This window comes from Paraburkholderia graminis (genome assembly GCF_003330785.1).
Classification (GTDB): domain Bacteria; phylum Pseudomonadota; class Gammaproteobacteria; order Burkholderiales; family Burkholderiaceae; genus Paraburkholderia; species Paraburkholderia graminis.
This window is the reverse complement of sequence record NZ_CP024934.1, coordinates 886450-903329: the sequence shown is the minus strand read 5'-3', so window position 1 is coordinate 903329 and position 16880 is coordinate 886450. Positions and strand designations below refer to the sequence as shown.

The window sequence follows — 16880 nt, the reverse complement described above, 5'->3', positions numbered from 1 at the left end:
CGCGATGCAATCGGCGGCCGCGTCCTTTCAAGCGCAACCGCCGTCAAGCCATCGCCGCCATCAATTTCCCGAGATCCAGGTGCTCCGCGAGCGTGTCGGCCAGCCGATCCAGCGACGCTTCGCGCAGCGCCGGATAATCGATCGCCTCGGCATCGCTCAGTCCGGCCCACGCCAGGAGCGCCGCGCACGCGGCCGGCGTGTCGAACAGGCCGTGCACGTAGGTCGCGAGAATCTGGCCATCCACGGACAGCGCGCCGTCGGGACGCGACTCGCCCGCTTGCCCGAGACGCAGCGCCGGCGAGTCGAGCGCCGGACCGCGCGTCTCGCCCATATGAATTTCATAGCCCGCGACTTCGGGCGAACCAGGCAGCGCCAAGCGGCCGCTAACATTCTTGAGCGTCTTCTCGCGCGTCAGCACCGTCGAGTAATCGAGCCAGCCCAGCCCCGCCGACGTCCCCGGCGCGCCCTCCACGCCATGCGGGTCCGCCACCTCGCGCCCGAGCATCTGCATGCCGCCGCAGATCCCGATCACCCGGCCGCCGTAGCGCAAATGCCGCTCGAGCACCGCGTCCCAGCCTTGCGCGCGCAGGAACGCGAGATCGCCGGGCACGTTCTTCGAACCCGGCAGAATGATCAGATCGGCGGGCGGCGGCGCCATGCCGCTTCGCACGTAATGAAAATCGACCTGCGGATGCGTGCGCAGCGCGTCGAAATCCGTGTGATTGCTGATATGCGGCAGCACCGGCACGACGACCCGCAACGTGCGCGTGGCGTCGCCGCGCTGCGCCGCGCGCAACTCGGGCGGCAGCATGTCCTCGGCGTCGAGCGTGAGGCCGTGCAGATACGGGAGCACGCCGAGCACCGGCTTGCTGGTCTTTGCTTCGAGCCAGTCGAGCCCCGGCTGCAGCAGTCCGATATCGCCGCGAAAACGGTTGATGATGAAACCGCGCACGCGCGCCTGCTCGCTCGCCGACAGGCACGCGAGCGTCCCCGTGATATGCGCGAACACCCCGCCCCGGTCGATGTCCGCCACCAGCACGACCGGACAGTCGACCGCTTCCGCAAAACCCATGTTGGCGATGTCGCGATCGCGCAGATTGATCTCGGCCGGACTGCCCGCGCCTTCGACGAAGATCGTGTCGTACGCCGCTTGCAGCCGCGCATACGACTCCAGCACCGCCTCGAAGGCGACCGGCTTGTAGTCGTGATACGCGCGGGCGTCGAGATTCATGCGCGCCTTGCCGTGGATGATCACCTGCGCGCCGCGATCGCTCGTCGGCTTGAGCAGAACGGGGTTCAGATCGGTGTGCGCGGCGATGCCGGCGGCCACCGCCTGCAGCGCCTGCGCGCGCCCGATTTCGCCGCCGTCGACGGTCACCGCGCTGTTCAGCGCCATGTTCTGCGGCTTGAACGGCGCGACGCGCACGCCCGCGCGCCGCGCGAGCCGGCATAGGCCGGCGACGAGCGTGCTCTTGCCCGCATCGGACGTGGTGCCCTGAATCATCAGCGTGCCGCGCGGCACGAAGACGGCGTCATGCGGGATCGAATGAATGCTCACGGGAAGGTTGGATTCGGTGGGGAAACGCATTATCCCATCGCGCCGACCCGCGCTGCACGCCGGTACAATCACGCGATGATTTCCCGCGACCTCACCTTCGTCATCGGCGGCGCGCGCTCCGGCAAGAGCGTGCACGCGGAACAGCTCGCCAGTCAAAGCGCGCTGCCCGTCACCTACATCGCGACGGCACGAGTCACCGGCGACGCCGAATTCAGCGCGCGCATCGCGCATCATCGCGCGCGGCGTCCCGCGCACTGGCGCCTGCTCGAAGCGGACGTCGACCTCGCGGGCGCCGTCTCGAAGGCGGACGCGCCCGGGCATTGCACGCTGATCGACTGCCTGACGCTGTGGCTCGCCAACCTGCTATGTCCCGCCGACGGCGACGCGCTCCCGCCCGCTCAAACTCAGGCCCGCATCGAAGCGCTCGAGGCCGCGCTCGCCAACGCTCGCGGCAAGATCATCGCGGTCAGCAACGAAATTGGTCTCGGCGTCGTGCCGCTCGGCGCGGCCACGCGTCTATACGTCGATGAACTCGGGCGGCTCAATCAGCGTATCGCGGCGCTCTCCACGCAGGCCACGATGATGGTCGCCGGCCTGCCGCTGTCGCTCAAAACCGCGGGCGGCGCGTGATGCTGTCGCTTCCTCTCATCGTGACGCTCGCCACCGCGGGCGTGGCCGTCGACCGTTGGATCGGCGAGCCGAGCGGCGCGCATCCGCTGGTCGGCTTCGGCAAATGGGCGGCGCGCCTCGAGGCGCATTACAACCGTGGCCGGCGCTTGCGGCTCAAGGGTCTGCTCGCGTGGTCGCTGGCTGTGTTGCCGCCGGTGCTGGTCGCCTGGTGGCTCGTCGCCGTGCTGCCGTTTTTTGCGGCGTGCGCCGTGCACGTCGCGCTGCTGTGGTTCGCGCTCGGCGCGCGCAGCCTGCACGATCACATCGAACCGATCGCGCGGGCGCTCGCGCAGCGCGACCTCGGCGAGGCGCGCTTGCTGACGGCGCGGATCGTCTCGCGCGAAACCGCCAATGCCGACGAAGCCGCGCTGTCGCGTGCCGCCGTCGAATCGGCGCTGGAAAACGGCAACGACGCGATTTTCGGCGCGCTCTTCTGGTTCGCCATCGCAGGTGGCCCCGGCGCGCTCGGCTTTCGCCTCGCCAACACGCTCGACGCCATGTGGGGTTATCGCACGCCGCGCTATTTGCGCTTCGGCTGGGCCGCCGCGCGCCTCGACGACGTGCTCAACTGGATTCCCGCGCGCCTCACCGCCGCGAGCTACGCGCTGCTCGGCGACACGCGCACCGCGTGGCGCTGCTGGCGCGAGCAGGCGCCGCGCTGGGACAGTCCGAACGCCGGCCCGGTGATGGCCTCGGGCGCGGGCAGTCTGAACGTGCTGATCGGCGGGCCCGCGGTTTATAACGGCATGCTCGAACATCGGCCGACGCTCGGCTTCGGTCATCCCGCGAAGGCCGCTCACATCACGGCCGCGCTGATGCTGGTCGAGCGCACGGTGATCCTGTGGCTCGCGGTGCTGATCGTGCTGGCCTTGCTGAGCGTGCCCCTGCATGTCTGAGCGAAGCGCCGAATCCTGCATGCGTCATGACGCGTCGCCCGACACGGCTTCTCATGCGTCGGCTGGCGCGCTCATCGTGCATGGCGGCAATCTGCACGAAGCGGCCGAGCGCTATCGCATTCCGTACGATCAGTGGCTGGATTTGTCGACGGGCATCAATCCGCACGGCTATCCGGTGCCGCCCGTTCCCGCCGACGCATGGCGCCGCCTGCCCGACGATGGCGACGATCTCGCCGCCTGCGCCGCGCGCTACTACGACGCGCCGGACGCGGCGCACGTGTTGCCGGTCGCGGGAAGCCAGGCGGCGATTCGCGCGCTGCCGGCGTTGCTGCCGCGCGCGCAGGCCGGCGTCGCGGCGCTCACGTACAGCGAATACGCACCCGCGTTCGAGCGGGCCGGGCATCGCGTCATGTCGCTCGATATTTCCTGCGACGTGCTGCCCGACACGCTCACGCATGCAATCGTTGTGAATCCGAACAATCCGACGGCCGAGCATTTGAGCGCCGCGAGGCTGCTCGCCTGGCATGCTCAACTGAGCGCGCGCGGCGGCACACTGCTCGTCGACGAAGCGTTCGCCGATACGATGCCCGCCGCTTCGCTCGCAGCGCACGCGAATCGCGAAGGGTTGATCGTGTTGCGCTCGCCGGGCAAGTTCTTCGGCCTCGCGGGCGTGCGCGCCGGTTTCGTGCTCGCCGCGCCCGCCGTGCTCGACAGCTTGCGCCGCGCGCTCGGCGCGTGGACGGTCAGCGGCCCCGCGCGTCATGCCGTGAAAGCGGCGTTCGCGGACCGCGCGTGGCAACAGCAGATGCGCTCACGGCTCGCCGCGGACAGCGCACGTCTCGTCGACATGTTGCAAGCCCACGGCATTCGCACGCGCGCCACGCCGCTCTTTGCATGGACCGACGACGCACGCGCCGCGGCCTTGCATCAGGCATTGGCCACGCGCGGCGTGTGGACGCGGCTCTTTGCATCGTCAGGTAGCGTGCGGTTCGGCTTGCCTGCAACCGAAGCGGAATGGGCGCGGCTGCAAGAGAGCCTGCGCGCGGCGATCGATACGATTGACGCTGCGGGCGCTGCCTGATTCCTCGTGCTTTGCCATGCCGACGCGCCACCGAACCCGATCTCTCAACCGATGACTCAATCAGTGCGCCGTGCCCGCCTCACCTTCGCCGCCATGTTGATCACCGCGGCACTGCCGGCGCGAGCCGGCATCACAGTGACCGACGATACCGGCGCGGTCGTCACCCTGCCCGCCGCAGCGCAACGCGTAATCAGCGTCGCGCCGCACGTCACCGAGCTTTTATATGCGGCCGGCGGCGGCTCGAAAATCGTCGGCGCCGTGTCGTACAGCGACTATCCGCCCGAGGCAAAGCAACTGCCGCGCGTCGGCGATAACAAGTCGCTCGATCTCGAACGCATTGTCGCGTTGAAGCCCGATCTGATCGTGGTGTGGCGGCACGGCAATGCGCAACGTCAGCTCGACCGTTTGCGCGAATTGCACATACCGTTGTTCTTCAGCGAGCCGCATCGCCTGGACGATATTGCCGTCTCGCTGACGAAGCTCGGCCAGTTGCTCGGCACCTCGTCCACTGCGGATGCAGCCGCGGCCGAGTATCGGCGCGACATCGCGAACCTGCGCGCGCAGTACGCGAAACGGCCGGCTGTGAGTGTGTTCTATCAGGTGTGGGATCAACCGTTGATGACGCTCAACGGCGAACACATGGTCAGCGACGTCATTGCGCTATGCGGCGGGCGCAACGTGTTCGCGGCGCTTCAACCGCTCGTGCCCACGGTGTCGACGGAAGCCGTGCTCGCCGCCAATCCCGAAGCGATCGTCACGGCCGCGCCCGGCGCGACGAAACCGGACACCGCGTTGCCGCAATTGAGCGCATGGCGCGCGTGGCCGCGTCTATCGGCGGTGGCGCACGACAACCTGTTCGCCATCGACGGTGATGTGATCAATCGGCCCACGCCGCGCATCGTGCAGGGCGCGACGCGGATGTGCGAGGACCTTGAACTCGCGCGCTCGCGCAGAAAGCAGAACGCGCAGTAGCGCTCGATGCGGGAAGCGCGGCAAAGCGTGAACAAAGCATCAGCAAGCAAACATCGCCAAGCGCTCACGCATTCCACTTCACGAGCGACCACGGCTCGCCGTCACCGCCGCGGCGCAGCCAGACGATGGCGCCGGTTTCAAGCGACCATCGCAAGCAGCGTTCGAGCGGCACGTCGAGCGCCAGCGACGCAATCGCGCGCATGACGCCGGCATGCGTGACCACATACGCAGGCGAGAGCTCGCGCGTTTGCGCGTACGCGTCGAACCATGCACGCACTCGAACGACGAATTGCGCGACGCTTTCGCCACCATGCGCTCGCGCGTGCTCGAAGTTCGAAGCCCAGTCGTCGAGCAATTCGCGATCGATCGAGTCCCAGCGGCGCTCTTCCCACGCGCCGAAATTCATTTCCTTCAGCCGGTCGTCGTGGCTCAGCACGCAGCCGAAATCGTTGGCCATTTCGACGGCGAGCGCCGAGCAGCGCGTCAACGGACTCGACATCACGACGCGCGGCGCGGGCACCTGCAAACCGGCAAGCCTGAGCGCAAGCGCGGCCGACGACACATCAGCCGCCTCGGCGAGCGCCACATCGCTGTGGCCGTAGCACACGCCCGCGTCGAGCGCGACTGCGGGGTGACGGATCAGAACGAGGTCCATGCGAGCCCCACCAGATAGATGCTCAGTTCAAAGATCTGCTGCGCGAAGCCGAGGCAATCGCCGGTATAGCCGCCGATGCGCCGCACGAAGTAGCGGCCCATCGCAAAGCGCAGCACCAGCAGCACGGCAAGCGTCGCGCAGGCGAAGCGCCAATCGGGCATGAGCAGTCCGTGCGGACCATCGGGCCACAGCAGCCACGGCAATCCGAACACCGCCGCGCACGGCAGCGCGATGCCGCTCAAGCGTTGCGCGACCGGTTTTGCCTTGCCCTCCGCGCGCACGTAGTCGAGCGTCGCCAGATAGCTGATCGCGCATGCACGGCTCGCCGCATGAGCCGCAATCATCAGACTGGCGGCGCGCATCGGCGGCAACGCGGCGAGCGTCTGCCACTTGAGCGCGAGCGCGATCACCAGCGCGATTGCGCCAAATGCGCCGATGCGCGAGTCATGCATGATGCGCAAAACATCGTCGCGCGCATAGGCGCCACCGAACGCATCGACGCAATCGGCGAGACCGTCCTCGTGAAATGCGCCGGTAACCAGCAACGTCGACGCCATCGACAGCAACACCGCGACGCCCGCTGGAAACACACGCAGCGCAGCGAGATAGACGAGCGCGCCGACGCCGCCGATCAGCGCGCCGACGAGCGGAAAGTAACGCGCCGCCGCATTCAGATAATGCGGTTCATAGCCGACCCATCGCGGCACGGGCACGCGCGTGAAATAGCCGAGCGCGGTGAAGAAGTAGCGCAATTCCGCCAGCGGGTTCATGGGTGCGTCGTCGCGTGCATGGGTTTGAAAAGCATGCCGAGGATCGCTCAGGCGTCGCGATTCGCGACGCCTGCCGATTCGAAACTCGCCATCTCGTTGATGAATGCGCAGGCCGCGCGCAGCAGCGGCACGGCGAGCGCGGCACCCGTGCCTTCGCCGAGCCGCATGTCGAGCGCGAGCAATGGCGTGGCGCCGAAATGATCGAGCATGCGCCGATGCCCCGCTTCGTTCGACGCATGGGCGAACACGCAGTACTCGCGCACGTTCGGCGCAATGGCGTTTGCAACCAGCAGCGCCGAACTCGCAATGAAGCCGTCGACCAGAATCGTCATGCGCGCCTGCGCCGCCGCGAGATAGGCGCCCGCCATCATCGCGATTTCGAAGCCGCCGAAGGTGGCGAGCACATCGAGCGGATTGTGCCGATTGTGCCGATTGTGCCGATCGTGCGGATCATGCGATGCACTGTGATGCGCGAGCGCCGCGGCCAGCACGTTGCGCTTTTTCGCGAGCCCCGCGTCGTCGAGACCGGTGCCGCGGCCCACGCACTCGTCGATCGGCACGCCGCACAAGCGGCTCATCAGACACGCCGCCGCCGACGTGTTCGCAATGCCCATTTCGCCGAAGCCGATCACGTTGCTGCCGAGCGCCGCGTGATGCCGCACGCGCGCGGCGCCGGCGTGCATTGCGGCGAGCGCCTGGTCACGCGTCATCGCCGGTTCGTGCGCGAAGTTGCGCGTGCCCGCTGCAATCGGAATGTCGATGAGGCCGTCTGTGTGCGGCAGCGGCGTGGCGATACCGGCGTTCACGACTTCGAGTTCGACGTCCGCGACGCGGCTCAACGCATTGACCGCCGCGCCGCCCGCGAGAAAATTCGCGACCATCTGCGCGGTCACCGCTTGTGGATAGGGGCTCACGCCTTCAGCGGCAACGCCATGATCGCCGGCGAAGACAATCAGCGCGGGTCGTTGTACCGTGGGACACGTGCTGCGCTGGATCAGGCCTATCTGACGCGCGAGCGTTTCAAGCTGGCCGAGACTGCCGGGCGGCTTCGTCTTGGTATCGATGATGTGCTGAAGCTCGGCGCGCAACGTCTCATGGAGCGGTTCAACTTCGGACAATGCGGACAAGCCTGGCGTGGAAGTCATGAGTTCGTGAAGATAGATGATGTTGTGTTCCCGCTACCGGCTCGCCGATGTGTCATTAACCGAAGGCGACTCATGACGCAAACGCGGCGCGGGAATCAGCGCCTCGTGCTCGCCATCGCGAATCAGAATCAGCGGATAGCCGAATACGCGGCTCGTCAACGCGGGCGTCAGTACATCGTGCGCGGGACCCGCATAGGCAGCGCCCGCGCCGTCCAGAAGCAGCGCGTGCGTCGCGAACCGGCGCGCGAGATTCAGGTCGTGACAGGAGAACAGAACCGTGCGTCCCCGCTCGCGTGTCCATTCGCTTAGCGCTTCCAGGCACTCTATCTGATGATGCAAGTCGAGATGCGACAGCGGTTCATCGAGCAGCAACAGGGGCGCTTGCTGGCACAGCACCCCGGCGAGCGAGACACGCTGACGTTCGCCGCCTGAGAGCGACAGCACGTCGCGCGCGGCGAATTCGGTGAGGCCGAGCACATCGAGCGCGGCGTGGGCGGCGTCGCGATCGGCCTCGCGCTCCCAGCCCCAGCCGGTCAGATGCGGAAAGCGGTTGAGCATGACGATGTCGAGCACGCTTGCGCTGAAAGCGTCGGGCGCGCTTTGCGGCATCAGCGCGCGACGCTGCGCAAGCTGCTGACCATGCCAGCGAGCAAGCGGCACGCCGTCGAGTTCGACCTGTCCCGCCGACGGTTGCTTCAAGCCGGCCAACGTCGATAGAAGCGTCGTCTTGCCCGCGCCGTTCGGACCGGCCACGCACCAGATCTCGCCGGGATAGAACGTATGCGTGAAGGCGTCGAGCAAGGTGCGTGCGCCGGCACGCAACGTCACGCGTTGCGCGCTGAGCGCGGGCTGAGCCTGGTTGGAGGTGTGATGGGAGGCGTGCATCATCGGCGGGCGCGCAGCAGCATCCACAGAAACACGGGCACGCCGATGATCGACGTAATCACGCCGACCGGCAATTGCGCCGGCGCGATCACGAGGCGTGCGATCAGGTCCGCGCCCATCACCGCGACGCCGCCGCCGAGCGCCGCGGCGGGCAGCAGCATGCGCTGGTCGTTGCCGAACGCGAGCCGCAGCACATGCGGCACGACGAGCCCGACGAAGCCGATGGTGCCCGCCGTCGTCACGGCCGCAGCCGCCGCAAGCGAGGCCGCGAGATAGACGCGCAAGCGCAGCGGCATGACCGCCACGCCGAGCGCTTCTGCGACGGCGTCGCCTCGCAAAAGCACGTTCAGACGCGGCGCAACCGGCACGATGACAACTACAACGACCACGAGCGCCGCAAGCGCCGTCCACGGCATCGCATTGCCGTCGAGGTCGCCGGTGAGCCAAAACAACATGCCGCGCAGACGATTGTCGGGCGCGAGGTTCAGCAGCAACGTGATCAACGCGCCCCAACCCGCCGCGATGACCGCGCCGGTCAACAGCAAACGCGGCGACGTGTCCTGCGGCTCGCCGCGCCACAACTCGCGGCGCGCGAGACCGAGCACGAGCAGAATCGACACGAATGCGCCTGCGAACGCGCACGCATCGACGAGCCACCACGCGCTGCCGGCGATCATCGCGATCAGCGCGAAGCTCGCGGCCCCGCCCGATACGCCCAACACGTAGGGCTCCGCGAGCGGATTGCGCAACAGCACTTGCAAAAGCGCACCGGCCATCGCGAGCAATGCGCCGCACGCGAAACCCGCCAATGCGCGCGGCAAGCGCAGCGTGCGCACGATTTCGCCGGCGAGATCGTCGGAGGCGCTTGCAGAGCCGGACGCGGACGCCGACGCATGCAACGGCGACAGCGCCTCGATCACGCGCGCGGGCGCGAGCGAAACGCTGCCCAACGCGAGCGACGCCATCAGCACGACCAGCGCGGCGAGCGCGAGCACGAGCCAGATCGCGGCGGCGCGCTTCGCGGTCATCGCGTGCAATGCGGCGGGCAACGAACCTGGATGACGGCTCATCGGCGCGCTCTCAACATGGCGCGCGCATCACTGCTGCTGCCAGCCGAGCGTGACATACGCACCGCGCCCCGGCGAGTTATACGAGTAGGCCGTTTCATAGTCCTTGTTCAACAGATTCTGGATTTGCGCGGCCACGTACCAGGCTTTCGTGATGTTGTAGCGCGCGGACAGATTCACGATGCCGTCGCCGCCGAGCTTGCCGCTGCTGTCCTCGCGCGGGCCGCTCACGATCCACTCGCCGCCCACGCGCCATCCCGCGATGCTGCGGTTCACCGTCAAGGACGCGAAGCGCCGCGCGCGCCGCACGAGGTCCACGTCGTTGTCGAGATCGACGGGATTTTGCAGCGTGACCGATGCGCGCACATCGGTCTTGCCCACATGTCCGCTCCACGATCCCTCGAGCCCCTGCACTTTTGCATGCCCCACGTTCTCCGCCAGATAGATGCCCGGCGTGACCTGCTGATAGTCGATCAGATTCGAATAACGCGTCTGGAAAGCACTCAAACGCATCACGCCCAACGCATTCGACGCGTACTGCAGCGCCGCTTCGAGCGAATGGCTGCGCTCGGGCTGAATCGACGGATTGCCGCTTAGCGGATAGTACAGATCGTCGAAGCTCGGCGCGCGAAACGAATCCGAATAGCTTGCGCTCAGCTTCCAATGCGGTGTGATATCGAACCCATAGCCGAGATAGTAACTGTTCGCTCCGCCGAAATCGGAGTACTGGTCGCGCCGCACGTTGGCCTGGATCTGATTGCGTCCGAAGCGCGCCGTGTAGCCCGCGAAGACGGAATCGACATGCCGCGTGGGCGCGGCGAACGTATCGGAGTCGAGGCTCTGATCGAGATGCTCGTAGCCCACGCGCAGTTTTTGCTGCGCGGCCAGCGCGAAATCGTTCTGCCACGTGTATTGCCGGTTGTCGGTATCGAAGCGTCCGTTGTAGAGGCCGTTGGTCTTCGATACGCTGCGGTCGTCGCCTTCGGACACGATGAAGTGCGTGGTCCACCAGTCGGTCAGCTTGCCGTTGGCGAACGCGGACACCTGCCGCACTTTCGTGTAGAGGTTGTTCAGATCGGTCGGCGCGCCGTACGCGTTGTCGTAGCTGTTGTTGCCGTTCGACTGCAGATAGCGGACGCCCGCGTCCCATTGGTCGTTGAACTTGTGGCGCAGCGACGCCGAAATGCTCTCGTTCAGATAGCCGTTCGCGTTCGGATTCGCGTTGGGCGCCTCGCTTGGATTGAGCGCTGAAAAGCCGTCGTCTTTCGAGCGCGCGAGCGAAATGCTGAAGGTCGTGCGGCCGTCTTTATCCAATGCGCCGTTCGCGCCGACCTGCTGCGTCTGCGTGTGATAGCTGCCGTAGCCCAGGGAGAAATTGAAACGCGGCGGATGCGCGCCGCCGTCTTTCGTGAACACCTGTACCACGCCGCCGATCGCGCCCGAGCCATATAACGCGGACACGTTGCCGTTCACGACTTCGACGTGATCGATCTGATCGAGCGGAATCTGCGCGATTTGCGCGGTGCCGAGACTCACGGAATCGACGCGCACGCCGTCGATGAGAATCAGCGATTGCGTCGACGACGCGCCGCGCAAATAAAGGCTCGCCGTCGAACCGGGCCCGCCTGTACGCGAGATTTGCGCGCCGGGCGCGAGTTGCAGCAGGCCGGGCAGATCCGTTGCGGTGGTGTCGGCCAGGTCCTGCTGATCGAATAGCGACGTCTGCGGGATCGTATCGGCAAGCGCTTGCGGTCCGCGCTCGGCGGTCACCACGACGGGCGATAAAACAGTGGACGATGCAGTGGACGCAGCAGTGGACGAAGCGTCGGCGTTTGCAGGCGCGGCGGCCTGCGCATGCGCGAGATGGGGCAGCCCGGCAAAAGCGAGCAGCACCGCGCGGGCGATGGGGGACAGCATGAAGTGAGATTTCCCGTGGATGGCGTGCGCGGCCCGCTTCCCCGCAGGCCGTCGCGTAACGAGGCGCGTGCGCTTTTGACAATTCGCGCCGCGCGCCCCTCCCTCTGGCCGGTATCCGGGCTAACGACTTTCGATCCCGCCTTCCCACGCGTGACGCGCAGTGGCACACTCGCGAGTTGAACCGGAACACGCGATGGGGATCGAACTGCAAAAGCGCGAACTGCTGTTCGAAATACGATTCGTACCGCAGCACTGAACTGCGATGAGCAGCAATGAACTGCAGCGAATGCGACGAACTGCAATGCACGCGAAATGCGGTCGCTTACCGTTGCGGGGGCAGCGCAGGTTGGCGCGTTCGGGTAGAACGGCGCGGCCTGCTTCCCGTTTAACTGCGCGCACAATGAAATGCGCGCGGGCACCAGAGTGCGGCCAGTGTATGAGCGCCCTCTGAGTCAGTCAAGAACGCGGGCCGCGAGAGCGATTCATTCGGACAGGGTCGAGCTATTGTCCGACGCGATCTCCGGCACGCGCGTAGTTTCTCTTCTTCAGTCGAAAAAAGGCTGCAAAAAGCGGGGTTGTTACGTCTCGAAACGAGACAAATGTCGGAACGTGCGACATTCCGCGCTAAAATGCGATGTCTTTAGAGGACGCAGCACATGCTCACCGAACTCGAAACACTTTCACAGAATATCGGCAAGCTGATCGCGATCAGCCAGCGCCACAATGAAGCGCGCCTCGCGCTCGAAGAGCAACTCGCGCAGTCGCGCGCCGAAGCCGAAGCTACGCGCACGGAACTTGCGCTGCTGCGCGAGGAACGCGACGCACTGCAAGCGGAGCGCGACGCGCTGTCGGCCAAGATCGACGACGCGCAGGTGCGTCTGAACGCGATCCTCGAAAAATTGCCGCGTGCGCGTGCGCACAACGAGCCGGACAACCAGCTCGATCTGCTCGAGCCCGCTCCGCACGAGGTCGAAACAGAGAGCGACGCCACTCGCCACGGAGAAAATGCATGACGACCAAGCAGATCGAAGTATCGATTCTCGGCGTGCCCTATCGCCTCGCCTGCTCGCCGGAAACGGAAGGCGCGCTGCTTGAAGCAGTCGCGCGAGTCGACGCCGAAATGTCGAAGATCCGCAATAACAGCAACGTGCGCGGCACGGATCGCATTGCAGTCATGGCTGCGCTGTCGCTGGCATCCGAACTGCTTAAGCTGCAAACAAGCGTGCGTCACGGAGAAGCATTTCCCGCTGAAGAAATCCGGCGTACAATGCATCAAATGAACGAGCAACTGGGTACTGTCATCGAGCAGTACAGCGTGCAGTAAGTTGCAAGTAGCATGTTGCAAGCAGTGCGGTCGGTGCTGATACCGGCTGCGGATTCAAACGGAAAGTAAGCAGGCAAGGTTCGTGAAGCATGCACGAACTGCGCGAGGCGAACAGGTCCCCAACGTTTGAGTCAATCGTTTGAGTGTCATCGGTTTAGCTTCATCGGTTTAGCTTCCCTGCCTGGTTCGCCAAGGTCATATATTCCTTGAACCAATGCCATGTGCACGGTTGCGGAAATTTGTAGCACGGGCGTGCGCGTCACTCTGTCTGATGTACCCGAAGTGCTGCTAACTGCGACCAATTCTGAACCCCCGGTTCAGGATGCCGGCCTAGCGGCTAAGGCGGGGACCTTATTTGGAACGGCATCGGACTTGCGTCCGGTGCCGTTTTTGTTTGGGCACCGTGCTTCTTCAAACCCCTAACGTTCAATTCGATTCATGCGCTACTGGCTAATGAAGTCCGAACCGGACGAAGCAAGCATCGACCATCTCGCCAACGCCGCGCACCGCACGCTGCCGTGGACGGGCGTGCGCAACTATCAGGCTCGCAACTTCATGCGCGATGGCATGCAGATCGGCGACGGCGTGCTGTTCTATCACTCGAGCTGCCCCGAGCCGGGCATCGCGGGGCTTGCTGAAGTTGCGTCCACGGCCTATCCGGACCCCACGCAGTTCGACAGCAAGAGCCCGTATTACGACCCGAAGTCGTCGCAGGAAACGCCGCGCTGGCTGCTCGTCGACGTCGTGTTCAAGAAGAAGATTCCGTTGATTCCGCTCGCCGCTTTGCGCGAGCACGAAGAACTCAAGGACATGCGCGTGCTCGCGAGAGGCAACCGTCTGTCGATCACGCCGGTGACCGAAGCGGAGTGGCGCTTCATCACGACGCGGCTCGTTTGACGTCGCGCGGCCCACGTTGCCGCAACGCTGAGCAACGTTGAAGCAAGGTTAAATTAGGGAACCAAGCTCAGGTTACGAGCGCCTAACGGACTCGCAAACGGCTTCGGCAAGTGTCGTGCCGTTGCGTCGCGCTCGCCTCGTCGCGCGCAACCCTGTTCAAGCATGGAGTCCAATAATGACGAAACACACCGCACGTGCACTCGCTTTCGCGCTGGTCTGCGCGGCGCCCGCTGCACTCGCGCTCACGCCCGCCGTTGCGCGCGCGCAGAGCGTCGTGCCCTATCAACCGGCCGGCGTGCTGTCGCTGAATGCGCAAGCGAGCGCGGACGTACCGCAAGACGTGGTCGACATCACGCTCTTTTACGAGCAGGAAGCGAGCGATCCGTCGGCGCTCACGTCAACGCTGAATCAGCGTGCCGATTCCGCGTTGCAAAAAGCAAAGGGTGTGAGCGGCGTGACCGCGCGCACCGGTTCGTTCTCGATTTATCCGTCGACCGATCGTGACGGGCGCATCTCCGCATGGCGCGGCCGCACGGAGATCGTGCTCGAGTCGCACGACTTCACCGCGGCGTCGAAGCTCGCGGGGCAAATGGCTTCCATCATGCAGGTCGGCAACGTGCAGTTCTCGCTCTCGCCCGCGGCGCAGCGCGTGGCCGAACAGAAGCTCACCGGCGAGGCGATCAAGTCGTTCCGCGAGCAGGCGGCATCGTCCGCGCAGGCGTTCGGCTACAGCGGCTATTCGATCCGCGAGGTCAACGTCGGGCACAACGGCTCGATGCCGCGGCCGGTCATGATGATGAGCGCGCGCGCGATGGGCGCGGACGCGAAAATGGCTGCGCCGGTGCCGATAGAAGGCGGCACGTCGACGGTGACGGTGAATGTGTCGGGCTCGGTGCAGATGAAGTAAGGCACTGGCAGTTCGCCAGACGTTCGGCCAAACAAAAACGCCACGGGCATGCACTGCATCCCGTGGCGTTTTGCTGTCCATCGCGCGCAAAAGAAAACGCGCGCCACGCGTTACGGCAACGCGTGAGCCGCTTCGCTGCGGCCGCGCCGATACGACCATACCAGCATCGCGATGCCCGCGAGAATCATCGGCAGCGAAAGCCATTGGCCCATCGAGAGACCCATCGCGAGAAGACCGAGGAAGTCGTCGGGCTCGCGTGCGAATTCCACCGTGAAGCGCGCGAGGCCATAGCCGATCAGGAACACGGCGGAAATCGCGCCCATCGGCTTCGGCTTGCGCGAAAAGAAGAACATGACGAAGAAGAGCGCGATGCCTTCGAGCGCGATCTCGTACAGCTCCGACGGATGACGCGGCAGCATGTGATATTGCGCGAACACTTCGTTCAGATGCCATTGCGCGGCGAGTTGCGGATGCGCGGCGAGCCACGCGGCGTCGTCGGGCGCGGCGCCGGGAAAGAGCATCGCCCACGGCGCGGACGGGTCGGTCACGCGCCCCCACAACTCGCCGTTGATGAAGTTGCCGAGCCGCCCCGCGGCGAGCCCGGTCGGCACCATCGGCGCAACGAAGTCGGTGACCTGCAGCCACGAGCGTTTGCGCTGATACGCGAACAGCACCATCGCGAACGTCACGCCGAGAAAGCCGCCGTGAAACGACATGCCGCCTTCCCACACCTTGAAGATGTCGAGCGGATGCGCGAGGTAAAAGCTCGCCTTGTAGAACAGCACGTAGCCGAGCCGGCCGCCGAGAATCGTGCCGAGCACGCCGTAAAACAGCATGTCGTCGATGTCTTTCGGCGTCCAGCCTTGCGCGGCGACGTACGGCAAGCGCAGCCGCAGCCGGCCGACGACGATCGCCGCGATGAACGCGACAAGGTACATCAGTCCATACCAGCGCACGGCAAGCGGCCCCAGGTGAATGGCGACGGGGTCGAAGTTCGGGTGAATGAGCATCGTGTTGTTATGGGCAGTTCGGGTTCAGAAGCGGGTTGGTAGGGATGACGGACGGCTCGCGCGCCGTCTGCATTGGACGGCTTTGCGCGCAATGCGTTCGCCGCCGTGGCGCTAGACGCGTGACGTGGCTGGCTGCATATCGGCAGCGGCCGCATGCGCCCGCGCGATGTCGATAAAGCCCGCGAGCACCGGACTCACCTCGGCGCTGCGCCAGACGAGGCCTGTCTCGATGGCGGGCACGGACTCGCGCAACGGCCGGTACACGACGCCGGTGCGGCGCAGGTTACGCAGCGATTGCGGCACCAGTGCGACACCCATGCCGGCCGACACGAGGCTGACGATGGTCTGCATCTGTATCGCCTCCTGGCCGATGCGCGGCACGAGCCCCGCGACGCCGTAGCAATCCATAATGATGTCATAAAAGCCCGGCGCCAAACGTCTTGGGAAGATGACGAGCGGCGCGTCGGCGACCTCGCGCAGACTGACCGGCGCGTCGAGCCATTCGGCGTGCGGCTCGCCGGCGCTATCCGTGGCCGCCGCGGCATGCGCCCCACCATGCGCGACCCGCGCCGCCATCTCCGTCGACATCGCGATGACGAGCGGCTCGCGCTCGATCGGCAGCCACGAAAGCTGCATCGCATGACGCGACGGCAGCGGCGCGATCACGAGGCCGGCGTCGATGCGGCCGGCCACGAGTTCATCCACCTGCACGTCGCTCGTGGCTTCGGTCAGTTCGAGCCGCACGCGCGGATAACGCGCGCCGAACTCGCGCAAGAGCCGCGGCAGCAAACCGTAATCCGCCGTCGATACGAACGCCAGCGAGAGCTCGCCCGCCTCGCCACGCGCAAGACTTTGCGCAAGCGGCCGCAATCCTTCGGCGCCCGCCAGCAGACGCTGAACTTCGGGCAACAGATCGGCGCCGACGCGCGTCAGCTCCACCGAGCGCTTGGTGCGCGCGAACAGCTCGACGCCGAGCGTCTCCTCGAGCGCGCGAATTGCCTGCGACAACGGCGGCTGCGTCATCGACAGGCGCGCGGCGGCGCGGCCGAAGTGCTTTTCTTCGGCCACGGTCACGAAATAGCGCAATTGACGCAGGTCGGGAACGGCGGGCAGCATGATTAAGACAT

Annotated in this window: 17 protein-coding genes, 1 other RNA gene and 1 riboswitch; of the genes, 9 read left to right on the top strand and 9 right to left on the bottom strand. The window is 65.7% G+C overall.

The genetic code is table 11. From position 1 onward, the window contains the following. Positions 1–43 precede the first annotated feature (43 nt). The gene (locus CUJ91_RS03985; RefSeq protein ID WP_114155853.1) at positions 44–1588 is read right to left on the bottom strand and encodes a cobyric acid synthase; all 1545 of its coding nucleotides are present in this window, start codon (positions 1586–1588) and stop codon (positions 44–46) included. Between the two features lie 45 nt (positions 1589–1633). On the opposite strand from CUJ91_RS03985, the gene cobU reads away from it, so the two are divergent. From cobU to CUJ91_RS03965, 4 genes are read left to right on the top strand one after another with little or no spacing between them, the layout of a single operon-like run. Continuing rightward, positions 1634–2188 (top strand): bifunctional adenosylcobinamide kinase/adenosylcobinamide-phosphate guanylyltransferase, encoded by a 555-nt coding sequence (gene cobU / locus CUJ91_RS03980; RefSeq protein ID WP_114155852.1) that lies wholly within the window; start codon positions 1634–1636, stop codon positions 2186–2188. Beyond that, positions 2188–3123 carry an adenosylcobinamide-phosphate synthase CbiB gene (cbiB, locus tag CUJ91_RS03975; RefSeq protein ID WP_114155851.1) on the top strand — a complete coding sequence of 312 codons (936 nt, stop codon included), beginning with the start codon at positions 2188–2190 and terminating at the stop codon, positions 3121–3123. The genes cobU and cbiB overlap by 1 nt, the downstream gene beginning before the upstream one ends. A gap of 19 nt (positions 3124–3142) precedes the next feature. Then, entirely contained in the window at positions 3143–4204 is a 1062-nt protein-coding gene (gene cobD / locus CUJ91_RS03970) for a threonine-phosphate decarboxylase CobD (RefSeq protein WP_114155850.1), read from the top strand. 51 nt (positions 4205–4255) lie between these two features. Continuing rightward, positions 4256–5176, top strand: a complete 921-nt coding sequence (locus CUJ91_RS03965) for a cobalamin-binding protein (protein WP_114155849.1) — start codon at positions 4256–4258, stop codon at positions 5174–5176. Between the two features lie 64 nt (positions 5177–5240). On the opposite strand, the gene cobC is transcribed toward CUJ91_RS03965, so the two are convergent. The 6 genes from cobC to CUJ91_RS03935 are packed head-to-tail and all read right to left on the bottom strand — an operon-like array spanning position 5241 to position 11615. Further along, complete coding sequence (cobC, locus tag CUJ91_RS03960) at positions 5241–5831, bottom strand: alpha-ribazole phosphatase (protein WP_107707203.1); 591 nt, start codon at positions 5829–5831, stop codon at positions 5241–5243. Continuing rightward, on the bottom strand, positions 5816–6601 hold the full coding sequence (locus CUJ91_RS03955; protein WP_114155848.1) for an adenosylcobinamide-GDP ribazoletransferase: 786 nt from the start codon (positions 6599–6601) through the stop codon (positions 5816–5818). Before CUJ91_RS03955 ends, cobC begins: the two co-directional genes overlap by 16 nt. A 47-nt stretch (positions 6602–6648) precedes the next feature. Beyond that, the gene (gene cobT, locus CUJ91_RS03950) at positions 6649–7746 is read right to left on the bottom strand and encodes a nicotinate-nucleotide--dimethylbenzimidazole phosphoribosyltransferase (protein ID WP_114155847.1); all 1098 of its coding nucleotides are present in this window, start codon (positions 7744–7746) and stop codon (positions 6649–6651) included. Between the two features lie 33 nt (positions 7747–7779). Then, entirely contained in the window at positions 7780–8634 is an 855-nt protein-coding gene (locus CUJ91_RS03945; protein ID WP_114156675.1) for an ABC transporter ATP-binding protein, read from the bottom strand. Next, complete coding sequence (locus tag CUJ91_RS03940) at positions 8631–9701, bottom strand: FecCD family ABC transporter permease (RefSeq protein WP_114155846.1); 1071 nt, start codon at positions 9699–9701, stop codon at positions 8631–8633. The genes CUJ91_RS03945 and CUJ91_RS03940 overlap by 4 nt, the downstream gene beginning before the upstream one ends. Before the next feature lie 27 nt (positions 9702–9728). Continuing rightward, a complete protein-coding gene (locus CUJ91_RS03935) occupies positions 9729–11615 on the bottom strand; it encodes a TonB-dependent receptor domain-containing protein (protein ID WP_114155845.1) in 1887 nt (628 codons plus the stop codon). A gap of 89 nt (positions 11616–11704) precedes the next feature. Continuing rightward, a riboswitch (cobalamin riboswitch) is annotated at positions 11705–12053 on the bottom strand. Positions 12054–12271: 218 nt separating this feature from the next. Here CUJ91_RS03935 and CUJ91_RS03930 point away from each other — a divergent pair. From CUJ91_RS03930 to CUJ91_RS03910, 5 genes are all read left to right on the top strand, one after another. Next, entirely contained in the window at positions 12272–12628 is a 357-nt protein-coding gene (locus CUJ91_RS03930; protein ID WP_006048544.1) for a hypothetical protein, read from the top strand. After that, a complete protein-coding gene (locus CUJ91_RS03925; RefSeq protein WP_006048545.1) occupies positions 12625–12939 on the top strand; it encodes a cell division protein ZapA in 315 nt (104 codons plus the stop codon). The genes CUJ91_RS03930 and CUJ91_RS03925 overlap by 4 nt, the downstream gene beginning before the upstream one ends. A gap of 171 nt (positions 12940–13110) precedes the next feature. Continuing rightward, positions 13111–13292: non-coding RNA, 6S RNA (ssrS, locus tag CUJ91_RS03920), on the top strand. An 85-nt stretch (positions 13293–13377) separates the two neighbouring features. After that, positions 13378–13836: an EVE domain-containing protein gene (locus CUJ91_RS03915; protein ID WP_006048546.1), complete on the top strand. Its 459-nt coding sequence runs from the start codon at positions 13378–13380 to the stop codon at positions 13834–13836. A gap of 175 nt (positions 13837–14011) precedes the next feature. Then, positions 14012–14743 carry an SIMPL domain-containing protein gene (locus tag CUJ91_RS03910; RefSeq protein WP_006048547.1) on the top strand — a complete coding sequence of 244 codons (732 nt, stop codon included), beginning with the start codon at positions 14012–14014 and terminating at the stop codon, positions 14741–14743. Between the two features lie 110 nt (positions 14744–14853). Here CUJ91_RS03910 and lgt read toward each other — a convergent pair whose 3' ends face one another. Together lgt and CUJ91_RS03900 are read right to left on the bottom strand one after the other, a co-directional pair. Then, a complete protein-coding gene (gene lgt / locus CUJ91_RS03905) occupies positions 14854–15753 on the bottom strand; it encodes a prolipoprotein diacylglyceryl transferase (RefSeq protein WP_029971117.1) in 900 nt (299 codons plus the stop codon). Between the two features lie 111 nt (positions 15754–15864). Beyond that, positions 15865–16869 carry a LysR family transcriptional regulator gene (locus CUJ91_RS03900; protein WP_114155844.1) on the bottom strand — a complete coding sequence of 335 codons (1005 nt, stop codon included), beginning with the start codon at positions 16867–16869 and terminating at the stop codon, positions 15865–15867. Between the last annotated feature and the right edge of the window lie 11 nt (positions 16870–16880).